The organism is Streptomyces lavendulae subsp. lavendulae (assembly GCF_002803845.1).
GTDB classification, from domain to species: domain Bacteria; phylum Actinomycetota; class Actinomycetes; order Streptomycetales; family Streptomycetaceae; genus Streptomyces; species Streptomyces lavendulae.
In genome coordinates this window covers 5805948-5825724 of sequence record NZ_CP024985.1, presented here as the reverse complement: position 1 = coordinate 5825724, position 19777 = coordinate 5805948, and the positions used below count along the sequence as shown (strand labels likewise).

The following is a 19777-nucleotide window of genomic DNA, read 5'->3' as shown; positions in this document are numbered from 1 at the left end:
ACCGCACGGATCAGCCCGCCGGGTCCGTCCCGTCCGCCGGGTCCGCCGGGTCCGCCGCGTGCAGGATCGCCCGGGTCACGTGGTCCGGGCGGTCCAGCATGACGAGGTGGCCGGACGGCTGCGCCACCTCGAAGCGGGCGCCGATCCGGTCGGCGAGGTCCGCCTGGCGGGCCAGCCAGCGCAGGGCCGCGCGCCCGGTGCCGCCGTCGTGGCCGGCCAGGACGGTGGCGGGCGCGGCCAGCGGGTGCTCCGCGCGCAGGGCGAGCAGCTCGGCGGCGGTGTCGGGGTAGCGGGCGTTCTCCAGCAGCGCGCCGCGCCAGACGCGGCCGGTGCGGTAGCAACGGCGTACGAGGTCCCGCGCGGCCGGGTCCGCGGCCCCGCCCGTCCGGCCGGCCCGTACGACGCCGCGCCGGGCCGCGGGGCCCAGCGCGGCCGGGATCCCGGCCGCGGTGACGGCCCGGCCGAGGGCGCGGGCGGCGCCGGTGCGCCAGGCGGCGGGCAGCCTCGTACGGGGGGCCTCCTCCACGCTGGAGTCGACGAGGACCAGCGCGGCGGTGCGGCCGGGGTGCAGACGGGCGAAGGCCTCGGCGTGGAACCCGGCGAGGGAGTGCCCGGCGACGGTGACGGGGCCGGTCAGACCGAGCACGTCCAGCAGGGCGGCGATCCGGTGCGCCTCGTCGGCGGCTCCCGCCGGGCCGGGCGCGGGGGCGCTGAGCCCGTGTCCGGGGCGGTCGAAGCGGACCACGGTGCGGCCCCGGGCGGCGAGCGGCGCGGCGACGGGGTCCCAGTCGAACCAGGCCAGGGCGAGCCCGGCGCTGAGTACCACGACGGGGCCGCGGCCCTCGACGACCACGTGCAGGGGGACCCCGTCGACCCGGACGAAGGTGCCGGTGGCCGGCCCGGTCACGTGCGGCCCTCACGGTGCACGGAACGGGCCAGCACCCCGAGCCAGATCGCCACCAGCAGCACCTGGAGCCGCTGGCCGGCCCCGAGCGCCCACGTGCCGTGCCCGGCGGTGAACAGGGCGATGGCGGTCAGGGTCCAGACGGTCGCGAGGAGTTCCAGGGCGACGAGGGCGGGGCCGAAGCGGGCGAGCGGCGCGAGGCGGCCGTAGCGGCGGGCGGCGACGGTGAGGGCCACTATCCCGACGAGGGCGCCGGTCATGGCGAGGCTGCTGCTGACGGCGTGCGCCTGGTGGGTGGCCGGGACGAGGCCCGCGGTCTCGCGGGCGGCGCACACGGGGTCGACGGTCGGCTGGCAGCTCAGCGGCAGCCAGGCGTCGGCGGCGGTGGCGGCGCCGAAGAGGGTGATGCCCGCCCACCCGGCGACGGCCCAGGGGCGGCGGGATTCGGGGTGGCGCGGCAGGCGCGCCAGGGCGAGCAGGCCGCCGAGGAAGGCGAGCAGCCCGGCGGTGAAGTCGGTGGCCCGGAAGAGGCCGCCGAGCGGCTGGTCCTGGGCGGCGAGCTCGCTGACGTACGTCTCGATGGGGTTGACGCCGGTGGAGAGGACGACTTCGAGCACCCAGGCGGTGTAGGCGGCGGCGCCGAGCCCGATGAGGGCGGCGACGGCCCGGGCACTGCCCTTGCCGGTGCCCTTGCCTCGGCCGGTGCTTCCTGCGCCTTCGGCGGCGTTCTTGCGCATGGTGTGAGTGGTCCTCAGCAGATCCGGGGTGGACGCGGGGGCTCCCCGCGGGACCGCCGGACTCCCCGCCCGGAAAACGTGCCGGGGTACGGGAGCGTTCCCCGGGGGCCGGGCCCGCTCGCGGCAGTTCGGTCGAATTCCCCCGGGTGCCGGGGCCGGACGGGGTATCCGGTTGGAGGCGGGCGGGGCGCGTGGCAGGCTGGCGCAGGCCCCTGTACGCCGTACACCGCACTTCCGAGGGACTCCGCCAGGCATGAGCACGCCCCCGAACCCGCCCGACAGCCCGACCGAGCCCGAGGGAACCCCGATACCCCCGCCGGGCCCGTCCCTGCCGAAGCCCCCGACGCCTCCGACAGCTCCAGAGGAAACCCCGGCCCCCGAGGCGCCCCGGGCGGAACCCCCGGCCACCGCGCAGACCCCCGAGGCGCCCCCGGCCGCCCCTGCGGCCCCGAAGCCGTCCCTGGACAAGGCCCCGGCCACCCCGGAGACCGCCAAGCCGTCCCTGCAGAAGGCGCGGCCCGCCCCCGAGGCCGGCAGGCCCTCTCCGTACCAGGCCCCCGCCGCCGCAGGGACCCCCGCGCAGTCTCCGGAGGAAACCCCGGCCGCCGCCGAGGCCCCGAAGCCCTCCCTGGACAAGGTGGCGCCCGCCCCCGAGGCCGGCAGGCCCTCTCCGTACCAGGCCCCCGCCGCCGCAGGGACCCCCGCGCAGTCTCCGGAGGAAACCCCGGCCGCCGCCGAGGCCCCGAAGCCCTCCCTGGACAAGGTGGCGCCCGCCCCCGAGGCCGGCAGGCCCTCCCCGGAGGACACCCCCTCCGCGGCAACCCCCGCGCCCTCCCTGGAGAAGGCCCCCTCCGCCGAGGCCGCCAAGCCCTCCCTGGAAAAGGCCCCCTCCGCCCCCGAGGCCACCCGGCCCTCCCCGGAGCAGGCCCCCGCCGCCCCCGGGGCGGCCCCCGTGTTCGGGGCGCCCGCCGCCGCGGCGCAGGGGTTCGGTCACGCCGCGCCCCCGGCCGGGCCCGCCGGGACTGCGGATCCGTGGGCGACTCCGGTGCCCGGTGCCCCGGGGCCCGCTCCCGCCCCGGCGGGGTTCGCGCCGGTCGGTCCCGCCCCGGCCGCGCCCGGCGCAGGGGCGTACGGGGCTCCGGCCAACGCCTGGGCCCCGCCGCCCCCCGGTGGCCACCCCGGCTACGGGGCGCCCGGCTACGGAGGGCCGGGCCTGCCCGGATTCCCCGGCTACGGGGCGCCCGGCTATCCCCTCGCACCCCCCGCGCCCTCCAACGGCCAGGCCGTGGCGGGCCTCGTCCTCTCCGTCCTCGCCATCGGCATCGGCCTCATCCCCTTCGTGTTCTGGGTCGGCGGCGCCCTCGCCCTCACCGGCATCGGCCTCTCCATCGCCGGTCTGGTGCGCGCCAACCGCGGCGCCCCGCGCAAGGTGATGTCCGTCGTCGGCATCGCCCTCGGCCTGCTGGGTCTCGCTGCCACCGCCGGCGGGTTCCTCTTCACCATGGCCGTCGTCGACAAGTTCCCGGACCGCGTCGACCAGCACCGGGGCACGGACTGGTACGACGACCCCGAGTACGACGACCCCGACTACGACCCCGACGTCCTGCCCTCGCCGTCCGGCTTCACGCTGCCGCCCGACATGCCGTCCACCGGCCCCGGCATCAGCACGCCGCTCCCGTTCGGCCAGACGTTCACGTACCCGAACGGGATCCAGGTGAGCCTCTCCACCCCGAAGCGGTACACCAGCTCCAACAAGTACCTGCCGGTCGGCAACGCGGTGGAGGTGTCGTTCACCATCACCAACACCTCGAAGCGGCCCCACGACGTCATCTACGCCATGCCCAAACTCGCGGACGACAAGGGCGCCGAGGGCAAGCTCGTCTTCGACGGCCGGCTGCCCAAGCGGATCCAGGGCACGATCCGGCCCGGCGAGTCCGCCACCGGCACCGCCGCCTTCGAGGTCCCCGAGGGCACGCGCAGCGTCTCCGCCACGCTCTCCCCCGGCCTCCTGATGCCCGACGCGACGTTCGCCGGGCCCGTCGGGTGACGCATCCGACCTCGTGAAAGCACGGGGGCCCAGGACATCGCGTCAGAAAGACGATTACACTGGGCCCCGTGCCTCAACTACGCCTCGCTCTGAATCAGATCGACTCGCACGTCGGCAACATCGCCGCGAACGCCGACTCGGTCGTCCACTGGACCCGGCACTCCGCCGAGCAGGGCGCCCATCTGGTGGCGTTCCCGGAGATGGTGCTGACCGGGTACCCCGTCGAGGACCTCGCCCTGCGCGGCTCCTTCGTCGAGGCCTCCCGCGCCGCGCTGCGCGACCTCGCGCGGCGGCTCGCCGAGGAGGGCCTCGGCGAGCTGCCGGTCGTCGTCGGCTACCTCGACCGCACCGAGAAGGCCGCGCCCCGACTGGGCCGGCCCGCCGGCTCCCCCGAGAACGCCGCCGCCGTGCTGCACCGGGGCGAGGTGGTCCTGCGCTTCGCCAAGCACCACCTGCCCAACTACGGGGTCTTCGACGAGTTCCGCTACTTCGTGCCGGGCGACACCCAGCCGGTCATCCGGGTGCACGGCGTCGACGTGGCGCTGGCCATCTGCGAGGACCTCTGGCAGGAGGGCGGCCGGGTGCCGGCCACCCGCTCCGCCGGGGCCGGACTGCTGGTCTCGATCAACGCCTCCCCGTACGAGCGCAACAAGGACGACCTGCGCCTCGAACTGGTGCGCAAGCGCGCCCAGGAGGCCGGCTGCACCCTGGCGTACCTGGCGATGATCGGCGGCCAGGACGAGCTCGTCTTCGACGGCGACTCGATCGTCGTGGACGCCGACGGCGAGGTCATCGCCCGCGCCCCGCAGTTCTCCGAGGGCTGCGTCCTCGTCGACCTCGACCTGCCGGCCGCCCGGCCCGACGCCCCCGAGGGCGTCGTCGACGACGGCCTGCGGATCGACCGCGTGATCCTCTCCGAGGAACCGGCGGCCCCGTTCGAGGCGGTGGTGGCCGGCGGCTACGCCGACCGCCTGGATGACGACGAGGAGATCTACGACGCGCTCGTCGTGGGCCTGCGCGCGTACGTGAAGAAGAACGGTTTCCGCTCCGTCCTGATCGGCCTCTCCGGCGGCATCGACTCGGCCCTCGTCGCGGCCATCGCCTGCGACGCGATCGGCGCGCAGAACGTGTACGGCATCTCGATGCCCTCGAAGTACTCCTCGGACCATTCCAAGGGCGATGCGGCCGACCTGGCCGAGCGGACCGGCCTGAACTTCCGGACCGTGCCGATCGAGCCGATGTTCGACGCGTACATGGGCTCGCTGGGCCTCACCGGCCTCGCCGAGGAGAACCTCCAGTCCCGGCTGCGCGGCACCATGCTGATGGCGGTCTCCAACCAGGAGGGCCACATCGTGCTGGCCCCGGGCAACAAGTCCGAGCTGGCCGTCGGCTACTCCACCCTCTACGGGGACTCGGTCGGCGCCTACGGCCCGATCAAGGACGTCTACAAGACGGACATCTTCCGGCTCGCCGAGTACCGCAACCGGGCGGCCGCCGAACGCGGCGAGACCCCGCCGATCCCGGAGAACTCGATCGTGAAGCCGCCGAGCGCCGAGCTGCGCCCGGGACAGGTCGACACGGACTCGCTGCCGGACTACCCGGTGCTCGACGCGATCCTGGAGCTGTACGTGGACCGCGACCAGGGCCTGGAGGCGATCGTCGCGGCCGGCTTCGACCGCGAGCTGGTCGCGAAGACCCTGCGCATGGTGGACACGGCGGAGTACAAGCGCCGCCAGTACCCGCCGGGCACCAAGATCTCGGCGAAGGGCTTCGGCAAGGACCGCCGCCTGCCCATCACCAACGGCTGGCGCGAGCACGCGTAGCTCCCCCGCCCGCCGTACGCCACGCCGAAGGCCCCGGACGCTCCTCGCGGGAGCGTCCGGGGGCCTTCGGCGTGGACGGGGGCGTTACGGCCGGACGGTGAGCCGGGCCGCCACCGGGAGGTGGTCGCTGCCGGTGCGGGGCAGGGTCCAGGAGGCCTCCGGCTTGATGCCGCGCACCATGATCTGGTCGATCCGGGCCATCGGGAACTGCGCGGGCCAGCTGAAGCCGAAGCCGTGGCCGGCTGCGCCCTGGGTGGAGCGCATCTGGGAGGTGACCTCGGACAGGGAGCGGTCGTTCATGGTGCCGTTGAGGTCGCCGAGGAGGACGACCTTCTTCAGCCCCTCGGAGGCGAGGGCCGCGCCCAGCGCGTCGGCGCTGTTGTCGCGCTGGTTGGCCGTGAACCCGGCGTTGAGCTTGACGCGCACCGACGGCAGGTGGGCCACGTAGACCCCGATCTCGCCGAAGGGGGTGGCGGCGGTGGTGCGCATGGCGCGGGTCCAGCCGAGGCGGATGTCGACGGGCTTGCTGGAGGTCAGCGGGTACTTGCTCCACACGCCGACGGTGCCCTCGACCGCGTGGTACTTGTACGTGTCCGCCAGGGCCTTCTCGTAGACCGGGACGGCGTCGCCTGCGAGCTCGGTCAGGGCCAGCACGTCGGCCCCGGACTTGGCGACGGAGGCCGCGGTGCCGCGCGGGTCGGGGTTGTCGGCGTCCACGTTGTGGGTGGCGACCATCAGGTTGCCGCCGCCGGCGGACTTGTCGGTGATCAGCCCGCCGAAGAGGTTCACCCACACCGCCGTGGTCAGCAGTATCGCGATCAGCGCGGTGGCGGACTTGCGGACCACGGCGGCGACCAGCAGCAGCGGCACGGACAGGCCCAGCCAGGGCAGGAAGGTCTCGGTGAGGCTGCCGAGGTTCCCGATGTCGTTCGGCAGCTCCGCGTGGAAGATCATGACGAGGGAGACCAGCGCGGCGAGGGCCGCGGTGACGATCCCGCGCCGCCAGATGCCCCGGTCGTGGCGCAGTTCGGCCAGTCGGCGTCGGAGACCGGATCCGGAGGGCCCGGGCTCTGCGCCGCCGTTCCCCGTCTCCGTCATGTACGCCTGTGCCATGCCATGTCCTCGCTGCCGTGCTCGCGCTCCGTCTCCGCCCCTTGACCCTAGGCGATGTACGGGGCCTTCCGTGCCGTCCTCGCGGCCGTACGACCGGGAGGACGAACGGCCGTGCGGCAAGGGTTCCGCTTGTCACGAAACGCGCACATTGGCTCGGGCGCGCCCGGAGGCGGGCCAGGAGTGTGACGTACGGGTCAGCGCGTCGGAACCCGGCCACTTCCGCGCACGGCGGTGGGGGTGCCACCATGGTGGGTGAGTCCGGGGACGCCGTGAGGGCGCCTCGAGATGACACAAGGAGCAGTTGCAATGACGCACGCCGTTTCGCCTGCCCGCGAAGCCGCCTCCCCCACCCTGTACGGAGGTGCGGGCACCCGGCGCATCACCGTCCGCGACCTCGCCCTCGCCAAGGAACGCGGCGAGAAGTGGCCCATGCTCACCGCCTACGACGCCATGACGGCGTCCGTCTTCGACGAGGCCGGCATCCCGGTGATGCTCGTCGGTGACTCGATGGGCAACTGTCACCTCGGCTACGAGACCACCGTCCCCGTGACGATGGACGAGATGACCCTGCTGTCGGCGGCCGTCGTACGGGGCACCAGCCGGGCCCTGATCGTCGGCGACCTGCCCTTCGGCTCCTACCAGGAAGGCGCCGTGCAGGCGCTGCGCAGCGCGACCCGGCTGGTCAAGGAGGCCGGGGTCGGCGCGGTCAAGCTGGAGGGCGGCGAGCGGTCGCTGGCGCAGACCGAGCTGATCGTGCAGTCCGGCATCCCGGTCATGTCCCACCTGGGCCTGACCCCGCAGTCCGTGAACGCCATGGGCTACCGGGTGCAGGGCCGCAGCGACGAGGCCGCGCACCAGCTGCTGCGCGACGCCAAGGCCGCGCAGGACGCGGGCGCCTTCGCGGTGGTCCTGGAATTGGTCCCGGCCGAGCTCGCCGCCGAGGTCACCCGGTCCCTGCACATCCCGACCGTCGGCATCGGCGCCGGGTCGGAGTGCGACGCGCAGGTGCTGGTGTGGACCGACATGATGGGCCTGACCGGCGGGAAGATGCCGAAGTTCGTGAAGCAGTACGCGAACCTGCGGAGCACGATGACGGACGCGGCGAAGGCCTTCGCCGAGGACGTGGTCGGCGGAACGTTCCCCCAGCCGGAGCACGCCTTCCACTGATCGGGCCGGGGCCGCACGGCCCCGCCGGGAGTGGGCGACGGCCCGCCGACACGACGTCGGCGGGCCGCCGCCTTCCCGTCGTCTTTCCGTCGGTGGCCCGTCGGCCGGCTGTCGGCCGGCTGTCGGAGCTTTGTCAGCGGCGGATGGTCCCATGGTGGACATGACGCGAAACGACAACTCTCCCCACGCCGTGGAGGTCCGGGGACTGGTCAAGCACTACGGCGAGACCAAGGCCCTCGACGGGGTCGACCTGGACGTGCGCGAAGGCACCGTCCTCGGTGTCCTCGGCCCCAACGGGGCGGGCAAGACCACCCTGGTCCGCTGCCTGTCCACCCTGATCGTCCCGGACTCCGGCACCGCCCGGGTCGCGGGCTACGACGTGGTCCGCCAGCCCCGGCAGCTGCGCCGCACCATAGGCCTGACCGGCCAGTACGCCTCGGTCGACGAGAAGCTCTCCGGCTGGGAGAACCTCTACATGATCGGCCGGCTGCTGGACCTGTCCCGCAAGGACGCCCGGAAGCGGGCGGACGAGATGCTGGAGCGGTTCTCCCTGACCGAGGCCGCGAAGAAGGCCGTGATGAACTACTCCGGCGGCATGCGCCGGCGTCTCGACCTGGCCGCCTCGCTGATCGGCAACCCGGCCGTGCTCTACCTGGACGAGCCGACCACCGGTCTGGACCCCCGTACCCGCAACGAGGTGTGGGACGAGGTGCAGCGGCTGGTCGCCGAGGGCGCCACCGTGCTGCTCACCACCCAGTACATGGAGGAGGCCGAGCAGCTCGCGAGCGAGCTGACGGTCATCGACCGCGGCAAGGTCATCGCCAACGGCAAGGTCGACGAGCTGAAGGCGCGCGTCGGCGGCCGCACCCTGCGCATCCGGCCGGCCGACCCGGCCGACCTGCCGGGCATGGCCCGCGCCCTCGCCGAGACCGGGCTGGACGGCGTCGCCGGATCCCAGGCCGTCCCGGACGAGGGGACGCTGCTGGTGCCGATCCTGGCCGACGAGCAGCTGACGGCCGTCGTCGGGCTGCTGGCGGCCCGCGGGTACGCCATCTCCGACATCGGCACCTACCTGCCCAGCCTCGACGAGGTCTTCCTGGCCATCACCGGCCAGAAGCCCGCCGCCGAGGACTCCGTTCCCACCGAGCAGACCGAGGAGGTCGCGGCATGAGCACCGTAACCACGACGAAGCCCAGCACCCCGGCGGCCTCCCCGGCCGCCGGTCCGCGGCCCCCGGCCGAGGACCGGATCGGGCTGCGGGCCAACCTGCGGCACATCGGCGCCCTGGCCCGCCGCAACGCCCTGCAGATCAAGCAGGACCCCGAGTCGATGTTCGACGTCCTGTTCATGCCGATCATCTTCACGCTGCTGTTCGTGTTCGTCTTCGGCGGTGCGATCTCCGGCAAGGGCAACCAGGGCGAGTACGTCAACTACGTGGTCCCGGGCCTGATGGCGATGATGGGCATGAACATCGCGATGGGCGTCGGGACCGGGGTCAACGACGACTTCAAGAAGGGTGTGATGGACCGGTTCCGGTCCATGCCGATCGCCCGCTCCTCCGTGCTCATCGCCAAGATCGTGGTCGAGCTCGGCCGGATGATGGTCGCCATCTCGATCCTGCTCGGGATGGGCTTCCTGCTCGGCCTGTCGATCAAGTCCTCGGTGCTGGACCTGTTCCTCGCCATCGGGCTGTCGGCCGTCTTCGGCGCCTCCCTGATGTGGATCTTCATCCTGCTGGGTCTCACCATGAAGACCGCGCAGGCCGTGCAGGGCATGGCGATGCTGGTGCTGATGCCGCTCCAGTTCGGCAGCTCGATCTTCGCCCCGCCGACGACGATGCCGGGCTGGCTGCAGAGCTTCACGGACGTCAACCCGCTGTCGAACCTGGCCGACGCGGCCCGCGGGCTGATCAACGGGACCCCCCTCGGGAACTCCGTGTGGATCACCCTGGCCTGGTCGGTGGGCCTCACCGCCGTGACCATGCCGCTGGCGGTCCGCAAGTTCCGTCAGAAGACCTGATCCTGTCCCGGCCGGTCCGTCCGGATCGCGTCCCGGACGGACCCCACGGGGGACGGCGGGGGATCAGATGAGGGCGGTGGCCTCCTCCAGGGTGAGGCCGCCGCCTTCGGCGTACGCGGCCTCGTACCCGGCGTCCCCCAGCTCCGCCCGCGCCAGCTCCTCGACGCGGGCGGCGTCCTCGCGTTCGGTGGAGACGCTGAAGTGCTCGGGCGGCAGCAGCGCCCGGTAGGCCCCGGTCAGCCGCGCGGCGTCGTACGCGCCCGCGGGGCCGCCGAGCGCGGCCCGGGCGAGGGCGGCCGTCAGCAGGTACACGGCCGGCATCTGCGGGGCCATCAGGCGGGCCATCGGGTCCACCACCGTCTCCATGGCCCGGCGTAGCCGTACGAGGGCCTCCTCGTGCTGGCCCTCCTGGTTGTCGAGCCAGGCCATGGTGCCGAGCAGGAACCCGTCGAAGACGGCGAAGGCCCCGAAGGCGAACTCCTCCCGCAGGAACTGCAGCTGTGCCCGCGCCTCGGGGATCCGGCCCGTGCGGCCGAGGATGCCGGCGAGGAACATCCGGGCGGCGGGCATGGCCTCGTTGCCGTAGGTCTGCGCCGTGGCGAGGATCCCGCCGAGGATCTCCTCGGCCTCCTCGGTCCGGCCGCCCTCGGCGAGCACGCCGGCCATCCGCACCCGCAGGACCGTCACCTGCGCCTTGGCGCCGAGGCGTTCGGCGTAGGCGACCGCCTCCCGGTAGCACTGCCCGGCCGGGGCGTACGCGCCGCGCTTCTCCAGGGCCTCGGCCCGCGCGGAGAGCGCCTCGGCGCAGCCCCAGGCGTCGCCGAGTTCCCGGAAGAGGACCAGGCTCTCCTCGGCGTCGCGGGTGGCGTCGCCCGCCCAGTCGGCGCGGTTGGCGAGGATGTTGGCGCGGAGCTGGAGGGCGGTGGCCAGTTCCCAGCGGTAGCCGAGCGCGCGGGCGGTGGCGACGGTCTCGTCGATGACGCGCTGGAGCAGCGCCGGGTCTCCCGCGATCATGACGGCGTAGATCCACAGGGAGCCGGGGGTGCGGCAGGTCTGCGGGAGTCCGGGCCGGTAGGCGGCGAGTACCCCGTCGACCTGGGCGCGGGTCTCGGGGGTGTCCCAGCCCGCGCTGGTCTGGTCCCAGGAGGCCAGCCGCAACAGGTGCAGGGCCCGCCAGGCCTCGGCGAGCAGCTCGCCGGAGTAGGGCGGGGGCGAGGCGACGAGCTGCTCGTAGACGGGCTCGGCGGGGGTCACGGGCGCCGTGAAGGGGTCGGGGCCCAGGGCGGCGGCGGCCTCGGCCCAGTGGCGGGACTCGGCGCGCAGGTCGTGCATGTGCCAGTACCAGCTCAGGGAGTGGACGAGGCAGAGCACCTCGTCGGCGTCGCGGGCGGCGACGGCGCAACGCAGGGCGGTACGGATGTTCTCGTACTCGGTGCCGATCCGCTCGGTGGCGGCGCGCTGGCCGTGGCCGCGGAGCAGGGGCTCGGCGGCGCGGGCGAGTTCGCGGTAGTGGACGAGGTGACGGCGCTCGGTGGCGGGGCGGTCGTCGTCGGACGCGTCGAGGCGTTCGGTGGCGTACTCGGCGACGGTCTCCAGGAGGCGGTAGCGCATTCCGCCGGCCCCCTCGTCGGGTTCGGCGACGACGAGGGACTTGTCGACGAGGGAACCGAGGACGTCGGCGACGTCGAGGGGGTCCTGCGGCTCGACGCAGACGGCTTCGGCGGCGGCCAGGTCGCAGCCGCCGGCGAAGACCGACAGGCGGGCGAGGACGGCCCGTTCGGAGGCGTCGAGGAGGTCCCAGGACCAGTCGACGACCGCGCGCAGGGTCTGCTGGCGGGGCAGGACGGTGCGGGCTCCGCCGGTGAGGAGGCGGAAGCGGTCGTCGAGCCGGTCGGCGATCTGGCGCGGGGTGAGCAGCCGCAGCCGGGCCGCGGCCAGTTCGATGGCCAGCGGCAGGCCGTCGAGGCGCCGGCAGATCTCGGCCGCGGCCTCCGGGTCCTCGGCGACGCTGAACCCCGGCCGTACGGCGGCGCCGCGGTCGTCGAGGAGCGAGAGGGCGACGGGGTCGGGCAGTGGTTCGACGGGGCGCAGGAACTCGCCGGGCACGCCGAGGGGTTCGCGGCTGGTGGCGAGGATCTGCACGCCGGGGCAGTGGGTCAGCAGGCGTTCCGCGAGTTCGGCGGCGGCGCCGACGACGTGCTCGCAGTTGTCCAGGAGCAGCAGGAGCCGGCGGCGGGAGCAGTGTTCGGCGAGCCGGTCGAGCGGGGCGTCCCCGGTGCGGTCGGTGAGCGCGCGCAGTTCCTCGGCGGCGGCGCCGCGCAGCTTCGTCTCGCGTGCACCGAGCGCGGCGAGGGCGGCTTCGGCGACGTCCTCGGGGTCGTCCACGGGCGCCAGTTCGACGAGCCACACCCCGTCGGGCCAGGCCCCGGAGCGGGGGGCGTGCCATTCGGCGGCCTCCTGCGACAGCCGCGTCTTGCCGGCCCCGCCGGGCCCGAGGAGCGTGACGAGCCGGGCCCGCCCGAGATCCTCCCCGAGCACCCGGATGTCCCCCTCCCGCCCGACGAAGGAGGTGAGCCGCACCCGCAGGTTCCCGACGGGGGCCGGGGCCCCGGTGGTCTCGGCGGCCGCGGCCGGAGCTGCGGCCTGCGGCACCCGGACCGGGGCGGGAGCGCCCGCGGTCGGGGGCGCGACCTGGTCCGGCGCGCGGGCGGGGTCCGGGGCCGGGTGGTCCCAGGCCGGGGTGCCTGCCGCGGGGGGTGCGGGGGCTGGGGTGAGGAGTTCCGCGTGGAGGGCGCGGAGCTGGGGGCCCGGGTCGGTGCCCAGGCGGGCCGACAGGTCCCGGCGGACGGCCTCGTAGGCGGCCAGTGCCTGCGCGGGCCGGCCCACCGCCCGCAGGGCCCTGATCCGCAGCACCTGCAACGGCTCGTCCAGGGGCTGCCGGGCGCACAGTTCGGCCAGCTCCGGCAGGGCCGCCTCCGCCTCGCCCAGCGCCAGGGCCGCGCCGAGGCGGCCCCGGCGCGCGTCCATCCGTACGGCTTCCCAGCGCGCGGCCTCCGCCGCCGCCTCGGGCAGCGAGGCCAGCGCCGGGCCCCGCCACAGTGCGAGGGCCTCGTCGTACAGGGCCGCCGCCCCGGCCGGGTCCGGGGCCTCGGCGGCGGCCCGGACGAGCCGTTCGAAGCGGAAGGCGTCGACGTCCTCGCGCTGCGCGTCCAGCAGGTAGCCGCCGGGGCCCGAGCGCACGGCGGCGTGCCCCAGCGTCCGCCGCAGCCGGCCCACCAGCGCCTGGAGCGCGGGCACCGGCTCGGCCGGGGGGTCGGCGTCCCAGACCTCGCCGACGAGCAGCGCGGCCGGTACCGCCCGCCCCGGGCGCAGGGCGAGCGCGGTCAGGAGCGCCCGCAGGCGCGCGCCGCCGACGGCGACGGTGGTCCCGTCGTCGTGGGAGGCCTGGGTGGTACCGAGGATCGCGTAGCGCACCGGCCCATTGTCCCCGGCCCCGCGGCCCGGGCCGTCCGGTCGCCGGGATAGGTTTCGCCGCATGGGTCACCAGGGGAGCCGCGGCGAGCGGCAGATCAGTTCCGTATTCCTCGGCATCGCCGCCGTCATGGCGGTCACCGGCTGGGCGGTGTGGACCGGGTACGCCGCCAGCCCGGGGCTGGCGGTGTTCCTGTTCGTGACGTCGGCGTGGGTCGTCTCGCTGTGCCTGCACGAGTACGCGCACGCCCGCACCGCCCTGCACGGCGGGGACATCACGGTCGGCGCGAAGGGCTACCTGACGCTGAACCCCCTGAAGTACACGCACGCGATGCTCAGCATCGTGCTGCCGGTGGTGTTCGTGATCCTGGGCGGGCTGGGCCTGCCCGGCGGGGCGGTGTACATCGAGCGGGACCGGATCCGGGGCCGCTGGAACCACAGCCTGGTCTCGGCCGCGGGGCCGCTGACGAACGTGCTGTTCGCGGCCGTCTGCACGGCGCCGTTCTGGCTGGACGCCCTCGACGGGGTCCCGTTCACGTTCCGCTTCGCGCTGGCGTTCCTGGCGCTGCTCCAGGTCTCGGCGGCGATCCTGAACTTCCTGCCGGTCCCGGGGCTGGACGGCTACGGGGTGATCGAGCCCTGGCTCTCGCACCGGGCCCGCCGCGAACTGGCGCCGCTGGCGCCCTTCGCGCTGATCGGGGTGTTCGCGCTGCTGTGGATCCCGGAGGTGAACGCCTTCTTCTTCGGCGCGGTGGACGGGATCCTGCGCGGTCTGGGCGTCTCGGAGCTGGAGACGTACTGCGGCCACGACCTGTACCGCTTCTGGCAGGACCCGAACGGCCTCTGCACGGTCGACGGCGCGCAGTAGCGGGAGCCGGTGGCGGCTCCCGCCACGGCCCGCCGGTGTCAGGCCACGATGAGGCGCAGGCCCAACTCGGCGGTGTCGAGGGCGACGAGGTCGCGGTTGCGCTCGGCCCAGCGGCCGGAGGCGAGGTCCTCGCGGAGCCCGTTCACCGCCCGCTCCTCGGCCTCCGGCCCGACTCTGGTCCACACCGATACGGCGCGGCGCACGTGTTCCTCCAGGTACGCCTCGGGCCGGCGCCAGTGGGCCTCGAAGAAGCCGTCGGCGCAGTCCCACGGGATGAGGACCGGCTCCGCGCGGCCGCCGATCGCGCGGGTCATGTCGGCGAGCGAGGGCCAGCCGGCGAGGAGGTCGCCGAATTCGGGCAGGTAGTCGCGGGTCAGCCAGAACCGCTCCAGCCAGCCGGGCGAACCGGCGTCGTATGTGAACACCACCACGCGGTCGGCGACGCGCTTCATCTCGCGCAGCCCGGCGACCGGGTCCGGCCAGTGGTGGACGGTGCTGACGGCCATGGCGGCGTCGAAGGACCGGTCCGCGAAGGGGAGCCGCTCCGCGGTGGCGGCCACGCACGGCGCCGCGCCCGCGGGACGCTGTGCCCGCATGACCGCCGACGGTTCCACCGCCGTGACCTCGCGGTCGGTGGGTTCGTAGGAGCCGGTACCGGCCCCGACGTTCAGGACCGTCCGGGCGTCCCCGAGCGCTTCCCAGATCTTCTCGGCGATCCGCGGCTCGGTGCGCCGCGTCGCCGGGTACGCGGACCCGATCGTCTCGTACAGCTGTGCGCCGAACACCTTGAGCTGTTCCTCCGGCGTCGTCCGGATCCCCATCGCCCGTGCCTCCAGTTCCCCGTCTATGGCGGTCACCATGGCGGCGGCGCGGTCGCGCTGTTCCCGCAGCAGGCCTCGCAGCCGGTGCAGGTGCGCGACGGCGTCGGTGGTCGGGTCGTCGACGAGATCCGCGATCTCGCGCAGCCCGAAGCCCAGCCGCCGGTAGGCGAGCACCTCCCGCAGCCGCTCCACGTCGCCCGCCGAGTAGGCCCGGTATCCGGCCGCGGTCCGCGCGGACGACGGCACGAGGCCGATCTCGTCGTAGTGATGAAGCGTGCGGACGCTCACGTCGGCCAGCTCGGCGACACGTCCCACGGTCAGATGCTCTTCCACGCCCCCGACGATGCGGCATCACGCCACGTGAGGGTCAAGCCCGCCGGACGGCGGGGGCCTAGGCGGCCTGCTGTGCCCGGCGCTGCTTGTCCGCCCTGTCCTTGCGCACGTAGTACCAGGCCATGTTGGACGTCAGCCCGGCCAGCAGCACCCAGACGATCCCGAGGAAGCTGCCCTCCATGAAGGCGACCACGGCCGCGGCCACGGCGAGGAGGCAGACGACAACGGCGAACACGGCAAGGCGGGGCATCCGGAACAGCTCCTCGGCGACAGGGAAGGGGGTCGAACCCCTCCAGTGTCCCCCATCCCCGTCGGGGTCCCGCTCCGGCGGGGCGGGACGACGACGGGGCAGGGGCCGCGGCCACGGGTACGGGGATCAGACGTCCGTGAGGCGCAGGCCCGCGTGGGCCTTGTAGCGGCGGTTGGTGGAGATCAGGTTGGCGACCATGGCCTCGACCTGGTGGGCGTTGCGCAGCCGGCCCGCGAAGACGCCGCGCATGCCCGGGATGCGGGCCGCGAGGGCCTGGACGATGTCGGTGTCGGCGCGGGACTCGCCGAGGACCATGACGTCGGTGTCGATCTCCTCCACCGAGGCGTCCTGGAGGAGGACCGCGGAGAGGTGGTGGAAGGCTGCGGTGACGCGGGAGTCCGGGAGCAGGGCGGCGGCCTGCTGGGCGGCGCTGCCCTCCTCGACCCGGAGGGCGTAGGCGCCCTGCTTGTCGAAGCCGAGCGGGTTGACGCAGTCGACGACGAGCTTGCCCGCGAGGTCCTCGCGGAGGGCTTCGAGGGTCTTGGCGTGGCCCTCCCACGGCACCGCGATGATCACGATGTCGCTGCGGCGGGCGCACTCGGCGTTGTCGGCGCCCTCCACGCCGAGTCCGAGCTCGTCGGCGGCGGCCCGTGCGCGGTCGGCGGCGCGGGAGCCGATGATCACCTTCTGGCCGGCCCGCGCGAGGCGGTAGGCGAGGCCGCGGCCCTGGTCGCCGGTGCCGCCGAGGACGCCGACGACCAGGCCGGAGACGTCCGGCAGGTCCCAGGGGTCCTTGGCCGGCGGCTTCTGCGTGCTGTCTGAGGAAGTCATGGGGGCGAGGGTACTGCCGAGTACCCCAGGTCCGAAGGGGTGGGAAGTGCCCGTACGCCCCCCGTGTCCGCCCGGGTGGTGCAGGATGCCGCCATGGATGCCGTGAGGGTCGCGCTGCTGCGCGAGGTGCTCGCCGGGACGCACTGGCCCGGCGAGGCGCGGCGGTTCGCCGGTTCGCTGCGGCGGTCCGTGGTGCCGTCGGGCGGGCCGCTGCTGCTCGTGGGCACCGAGCAGTACGAGCCCTGGCACCTTGCGGCGCACCTGGTGGACGAGGCCGCCTGGTCGGGGCTGCCGGAGCTGGCGCCGACGCTGGTGCGCCACCACGTGCGGCCGGACGCGCCGCCGCACCTGTCGGTGGGGCTGGGCCGGCTGGAGGCGGCCCGGCGCGGGCACACGCTGCTGGTGGTGGCGCCGGAGCGGCCGGGCGCCGGGCTGCTGGAGCGGGTCCACGACGCCCGCCGGGCGGGGGCGACCGTACTGTCCCTGGACGGCGGGGATCCGGATCTGGGCACGCTGGCGCACGACGCGCTGTCGGTGCCCGCCGCCACCGCGGAGCTGGACCTGGACACGGTGCAGCACCTGGTCAGCGCCGCGGCCGGGGAGAACGGCCTGCCGGTGCGGCGCGGCCCGCAGCGGCTGCGGGACCGGCTGGCGCGGCTGGCCGACCAGCTGACCGCGCCGCCGCCCAGCCGCTGGTGAGGGGACGAACGGGCCGCGGCTAGGGGGCCGTGCCCTCTTCCTCTTCGCGGGTCCTGTCGTTCCACTTGGGGTCGTTCTGCCATTCGAGGTTGCGCTCCTGCGCCGTCTCCATGGCGTGCGTCGCCTCCTCGGGCGTGGCGTACGGGCCGAAGCGGTCCTTGGCCGGACATTCCGGGCCCTCTTCGACCTTCTTGTGGACCAGGCAGTAGTACCACTCGCCGGGCTTTCCCACCTGGCGCTTCTTGAACAGGGCCATCGTCGGCTCCTTCCTCTGTCCGCCATGCTGCCCCATACCCGCTGGATACACTCGCTTGCATGTCTGGCCAGTCGCTGCTCGTACCAGGCGAGCTCTCTCCCGTCCGTTCCGTTCCCGGTAACATCCGCCGGCCCGAGTACGTGGGCAAGCCGATGCCCACTCCGTACACCGGACCGGAGGTGCAGTCGGCCGAGACCATCGAGGCGATGCGCATCGCCGGCCGGATCGCCGCCAGGGCGATGGAGGAGGCCGCCAAGCACATCGCCCCGGGGGTGACCACCGACGAGCTGGACCGGGTCGCGCACGAGTTCATGTGCGACCACGGCGCCTACCCGTCGACGCTGGGGTACCGGGGCTTCCCGAAGTCCCTGTGTTCCTCGCTCAACGAGGTCATCTGCCACGGGATCCCCGACTCGACCGTCCTGAAGGACGGCGACATCGTGAACCTCGACGTGACCGCGTACATCGGCGGGGTGCACGGCGACAACAACGCCACCTACCTGTGCGGCGAGGTGGACGAGGAGTCCCGGCTGCTGGTGGAGCGCACCCGCGAGGCCCTGAACCGGGCGATCAAGGCGGTCAAGCCGGGCCGCCAGATCAACGTCATCGGCCGGGTCATCGAGTCGTACGCGAAGCGCTTCGGGTACGGCGTGGTCCGCGACTTCACCGGGCACGGGATCAACTCGTCGTTCCACTCCGGCCTGATCGTCCCGCACTACGACAGCCCGCACGCGACCACCGTCATCGAGCCCGGCATGACCTTCACGATCGAGCCGATGCTGACGCTGGGCACCCACGAGTACGACATGTGGGAGGACGGCTGGACGGTCGTCACGAAGGACCGCAAGCGCACCGCGCAGTTCGAGCACACGCTCGTGGTGACGGACTCGGGGGCGGAGATCCTGACCCTTCCCTAGCGCGGGGACGGTCCGAGGCCGGGCCGTTTTTTACCGACAAGGCGTCGGGAACACATTGACTTAGGCAAACCTAAGTAGGAAGATCGGGCGTGGCGGCACCGTGCCGTCGCGCCCGATTCCTCTTTCCGGAGGTCCGCCTTGGACGCCTTCTCCACGGTCATCCGTGTCGCCTCGCACGAGCAGCACACCGAAGCCGAGACCTCGACGTTCATGAGCGACCTGCTCGGCGGTCGGCTCGGCGTGGACGCGTACACCCGCTACACCGAGCAGCTGTGGTTCGTGTACCGGGCGCTGGAGGACGCGGCCGGAGCGCTCCGCGAGGACCCGGTGGCCGGGCCCTTCATCCGGCCCGAGCTGATGCGCGTCGCCGAGATCGAGCGGGACCTGGCGCACCTGCTGGGCCCCGGCTGGCGCGAGTCGGTCGTGGCGCTGCCCGCGACCCTGGCCTACGCGGCCCGCGTGGCCGAGTGCGCGGCCTCCTGGCCGGGCGGGTACGTCGCCCACCACTACACCCGCTACCTGGGCGACCTCTCGGGCGGCCAGATCATCCGGGACAAGGCGGAGCGCACCTGGGGCTTCGAGCGCAAGGGCGACGGCGTGCGGTTCTACGTCTTCGCGGACATCGCGAACCCGGCCGCCTTCAAGCGGACCTACCGCGAGCTGCTCGACGCGATCGCCGCGGACGACCTGGAGAAGCAGCGGATCATCGACGAGTGCAAGCGCGCCTTCGACTTCAACGGCGCGGTCTTCCGGGAGCTGGGCGAGCAGTTCCGGCTGAGCGCCTGACCCGCACCCCGGCGGGTGCCCGGCGGGTGCCCGGCGCACCCGCCGGGCACCGCGTCAGGCGGAGGGCCGCCGGGGCTCCGCGAAGCGGACGCGGCCGCCGATCTCGACGGTGCCGTCGGGGCCCGGCGCGGTGAGGATCTGGGAGCCCGCGCCCTGGGTGATGTTCAGGGCGCGGTTGAGCTGGGCCGTCAGCAGGATCGCCGCCGAGCCGGTGGCCTCGTCCTCGGTGATGGCCCCGTCGGGGCGGCGCGGGAAGCCCCGGGCCCGGATGCGGCCGGCGGCCTCGTCCTCCCAGGCCCACGCGTACAGCCAGCCCTCGCCGGGCGGCGGTGCGGGCAGCGCGTCGACCTCGGCGGGGTCCGCGTACTGCTCGGTGCGCTTGCCCGTGACCCATTCGGGGCGGGCCGTGATCCAGGTGAACTCCCCGTCGTCGCGGGCCCATACGGAGCCGGCGGGCGGCTGGAGTTCCTCGATGTCCAGCAGCCAGGCGACGCCGACCAGCGGGTGGCCCGCGAAGGACATGCGGGTGCCGGGCGTGCGGATGTCGACGACCCCGCGCTCGGGGTCGTCGACGAACACCGTCTCGCTGTAGCCCAGTTCGGCCGCGAGGGCCTGCCGGTCCGCGTCCTCGGGGCAGGTCCGGCCGTCGCGCACGACTCCGAGCAGGTTGCCGAACCGGCCGTCACCCGCGCAGAAGACCTTGATCACATCCAGATCGTTCACGCGGGCATTCAA

General features: G+C 74.0%; 18 protein-coding genes. 9 read left to right on the top strand and 9 right to left on the bottom strand.

Annotation, left to right across the window (positions count from 1 at the left end; genetic code table 11):
* Window positions 1-10: 10 nt before the first annotated feature.
* Together SLAV_RS25945 and SLAV_RS25940 are read right to left on the bottom strand one after the other, a co-directional pair.
* A complete protein-coding gene (locus SLAV_RS25945; protein ID WP_030238646.1) occupies window positions 11-907 on the bottom strand; it encodes an alpha/beta fold hydrolase in 897 nt (298 codons plus the stop codon).
* Complete coding sequence (locus SLAV_RS25940) at window positions 904-1641, bottom strand: DUF998 domain-containing protein (RefSeq protein ID WP_078950604.1); 738 nt, start codon at window positions 1639-1641, stop codon at window positions 904-906. The genes SLAV_RS25945 and SLAV_RS25940 overlap by 4 nt, the downstream gene beginning before the upstream one ends.
* Window positions 1642-1894: 253 nt before the next feature.
* Here SLAV_RS25940 and SLAV_RS43215 point away from each other — a divergent pair, with 253 nt between their 5' ends.
* Entirely contained in the window at window positions 1895-3688 is a 1794-nt protein-coding gene (locus SLAV_RS43215; RefSeq protein ID WP_100660965.1) for a DUF4352 domain-containing protein, read from the top strand.
* A gap of 68 nt (window positions 3689-3756) precedes the next feature.
* Window positions 3757-5511, top strand: a complete 1755-nt coding sequence (locus SLAV_RS25930; RefSeq protein ID WP_030238637.1) for an NAD+ synthase — start codon at window positions 3757-3759, stop codon at window positions 5509-5511.
* An 84-nt stretch (window positions 5512-5595) separates the two neighbouring features.
* Here the strand turns inward: SLAV_RS25930 and SLAV_RS25925 are convergent, their stop codons facing one another.
* A complete protein-coding gene (locus SLAV_RS25925; protein WP_030238634.1) occupies window positions 5596-6624 on the bottom strand; it encodes an endonuclease/exonuclease/phosphatase family protein in 1029 nt (342 codons plus the stop codon).
* A gap of 306 nt (window positions 6625-6930) precedes the next feature.
* Between SLAV_RS25925 and panB the strand changes: the two genes are divergently transcribed.
* From panB to SLAV_RS25910, 3 genes are all read left to right on the top strand, one after another.
* Window positions 6931-7791 carry a 3-methyl-2-oxobutanoate hydroxymethyltransferase gene (gene panB, locus SLAV_RS25920; protein ID WP_100660964.1) on the top strand — a complete coding sequence of 287 codons (861 nt, stop codon included), beginning with the start codon at window positions 6931-6933 and terminating at the stop codon, window positions 7789-7791.
* A gap of 151 nt (window positions 7792-7942) precedes the next feature.
* Complete coding sequence (locus SLAV_RS25915; protein ID WP_388097634.1) at window positions 7943-8962, top strand: ATP-binding cassette domain-containing protein; 1020 nt, start codon at window positions 7943-7945, stop codon at window positions 8960-8962.
* Entirely contained in the window at window positions 8959-9810 is an 852-nt protein-coding gene (locus SLAV_RS25910; protein WP_030238626.1) for an ABC transporter permease, read from the top strand. Before SLAV_RS25915 ends, SLAV_RS25910 begins: the two co-directional genes overlap by 4 nt.
* Window positions 9811-9873: 63 nt before the next feature.
* On the opposite strand, the gene SLAV_RS25905 is transcribed toward SLAV_RS25910, so the two are convergent.
* Window positions 9874-13347: an AfsR/SARP family transcriptional regulator gene (locus SLAV_RS25905; protein ID WP_208754737.1), complete on the bottom strand. Its 3474-nt coding sequence runs from the start codon at window positions 13345-13347 to the stop codon at window positions 9874-9876.
* Between SLAV_RS25905 and SLAV_RS25900 the strand changes: the two genes are divergently transcribed.
* The gene (locus tag SLAV_RS25900) at window positions 13346-14149 is read left to right on the top strand and encodes a site-2 protease family protein (protein WP_030238620.1); all 804 of its coding nucleotides are present in this window, start codon (window positions 13346-13348) and stop codon (window positions 14147-14149) included. The genes SLAV_RS25905 and SLAV_RS25900 overlap by 2 nt on opposite strands.
* A 38-nt stretch (window positions 14150-14187) precedes the next feature.
* Here the strand turns inward: SLAV_RS25900 and SLAV_RS25895 are convergent, their stop codons facing one another.
* The 3 genes from SLAV_RS25895 to npdG all read right to left on the bottom strand — a co-directional run bounded on the left by SLAV_RS25895 (window position 14188) and on the right by npdG (window position 16384).
* On the bottom strand, window positions 14188-15303 hold the full coding sequence (locus SLAV_RS25895) for a MerR family transcriptional regulator (RefSeq protein WP_030238618.1): 1116 nt from the start codon (window positions 15301-15303) through the stop codon (window positions 14188-14190).
* Between the two features lie 58 nt (window positions 15304-15361).
* Complete coding sequence (locus SLAV_RS25890; protein ID WP_030238615.1) at window positions 15362-15553, bottom strand: hypothetical protein; 192 nt, start codon at window positions 15551-15553, stop codon at window positions 15362-15364.
* Window positions 15554-15679: 126 nt separating this feature from the next.
* Complete coding sequence (npdG, locus tag SLAV_RS25885; RefSeq protein WP_030238613.1) at window positions 15680-16384, bottom strand: NADPH-dependent F420 reductase; 705 nt, start codon at window positions 16382-16384, stop codon at window positions 15680-15682.
* A gap of 93 nt (window positions 16385-16477) precedes the next feature.
* Between npdG and SLAV_RS25880 the strand changes: the two genes are divergently transcribed.
* Window positions 16478-17083, top strand: a complete 606-nt coding sequence (locus tag SLAV_RS25880) for a hypothetical protein (RefSeq protein ID WP_030238611.1) — start codon at window positions 16478-16480, stop codon at window positions 17081-17083.
* Window positions 17084-17102: 19 nt separating this feature from the next.
* Here the strand turns inward: SLAV_RS25880 and SLAV_RS25875 are convergent, their stop codons facing one another.
* Window positions 17103-17339, bottom strand: a complete 237-nt coding sequence (locus tag SLAV_RS25875; protein WP_030238610.1) for a hypothetical protein — start codon at window positions 17337-17339, stop codon at window positions 17103-17105.
* 59 nt (window positions 17340-17398) lie between these two features.
* On the opposite strand from SLAV_RS25875, the gene map reads away from it, so the two are divergent.
* Window positions 17399-18256 (top strand): type I methionyl aminopeptidase, encoded by an 858-nt coding sequence (gene map, locus SLAV_RS25870; protein ID WP_030238608.1) that lies wholly within the window; start codon window positions 17399-17401, stop codon window positions 18254-18256.
* A 138-nt stretch (window positions 18257-18394) separates the two neighbouring features.
* Window positions 18395-19042: a biliverdin-producing heme oxygenase gene (locus tag SLAV_RS25865; RefSeq protein ID WP_030238607.1), complete on the top strand. Its 648-nt coding sequence runs from the start codon at window positions 18395-18397 to the stop codon at window positions 19040-19042.
* Window positions 19043-19096: 54 nt separating this feature from the next.
* Here SLAV_RS25865 and SLAV_RS25860 read toward each other — a convergent pair whose 3' ends face one another.
* Entirely contained in the window at window positions 19097-19765 is a 669-nt protein-coding gene (locus SLAV_RS25860) for a PhzF family phenazine biosynthesis protein (protein WP_037688498.1), read from the bottom strand.
* Window positions 19766-19777: the final 12 nt, after the last annotated feature.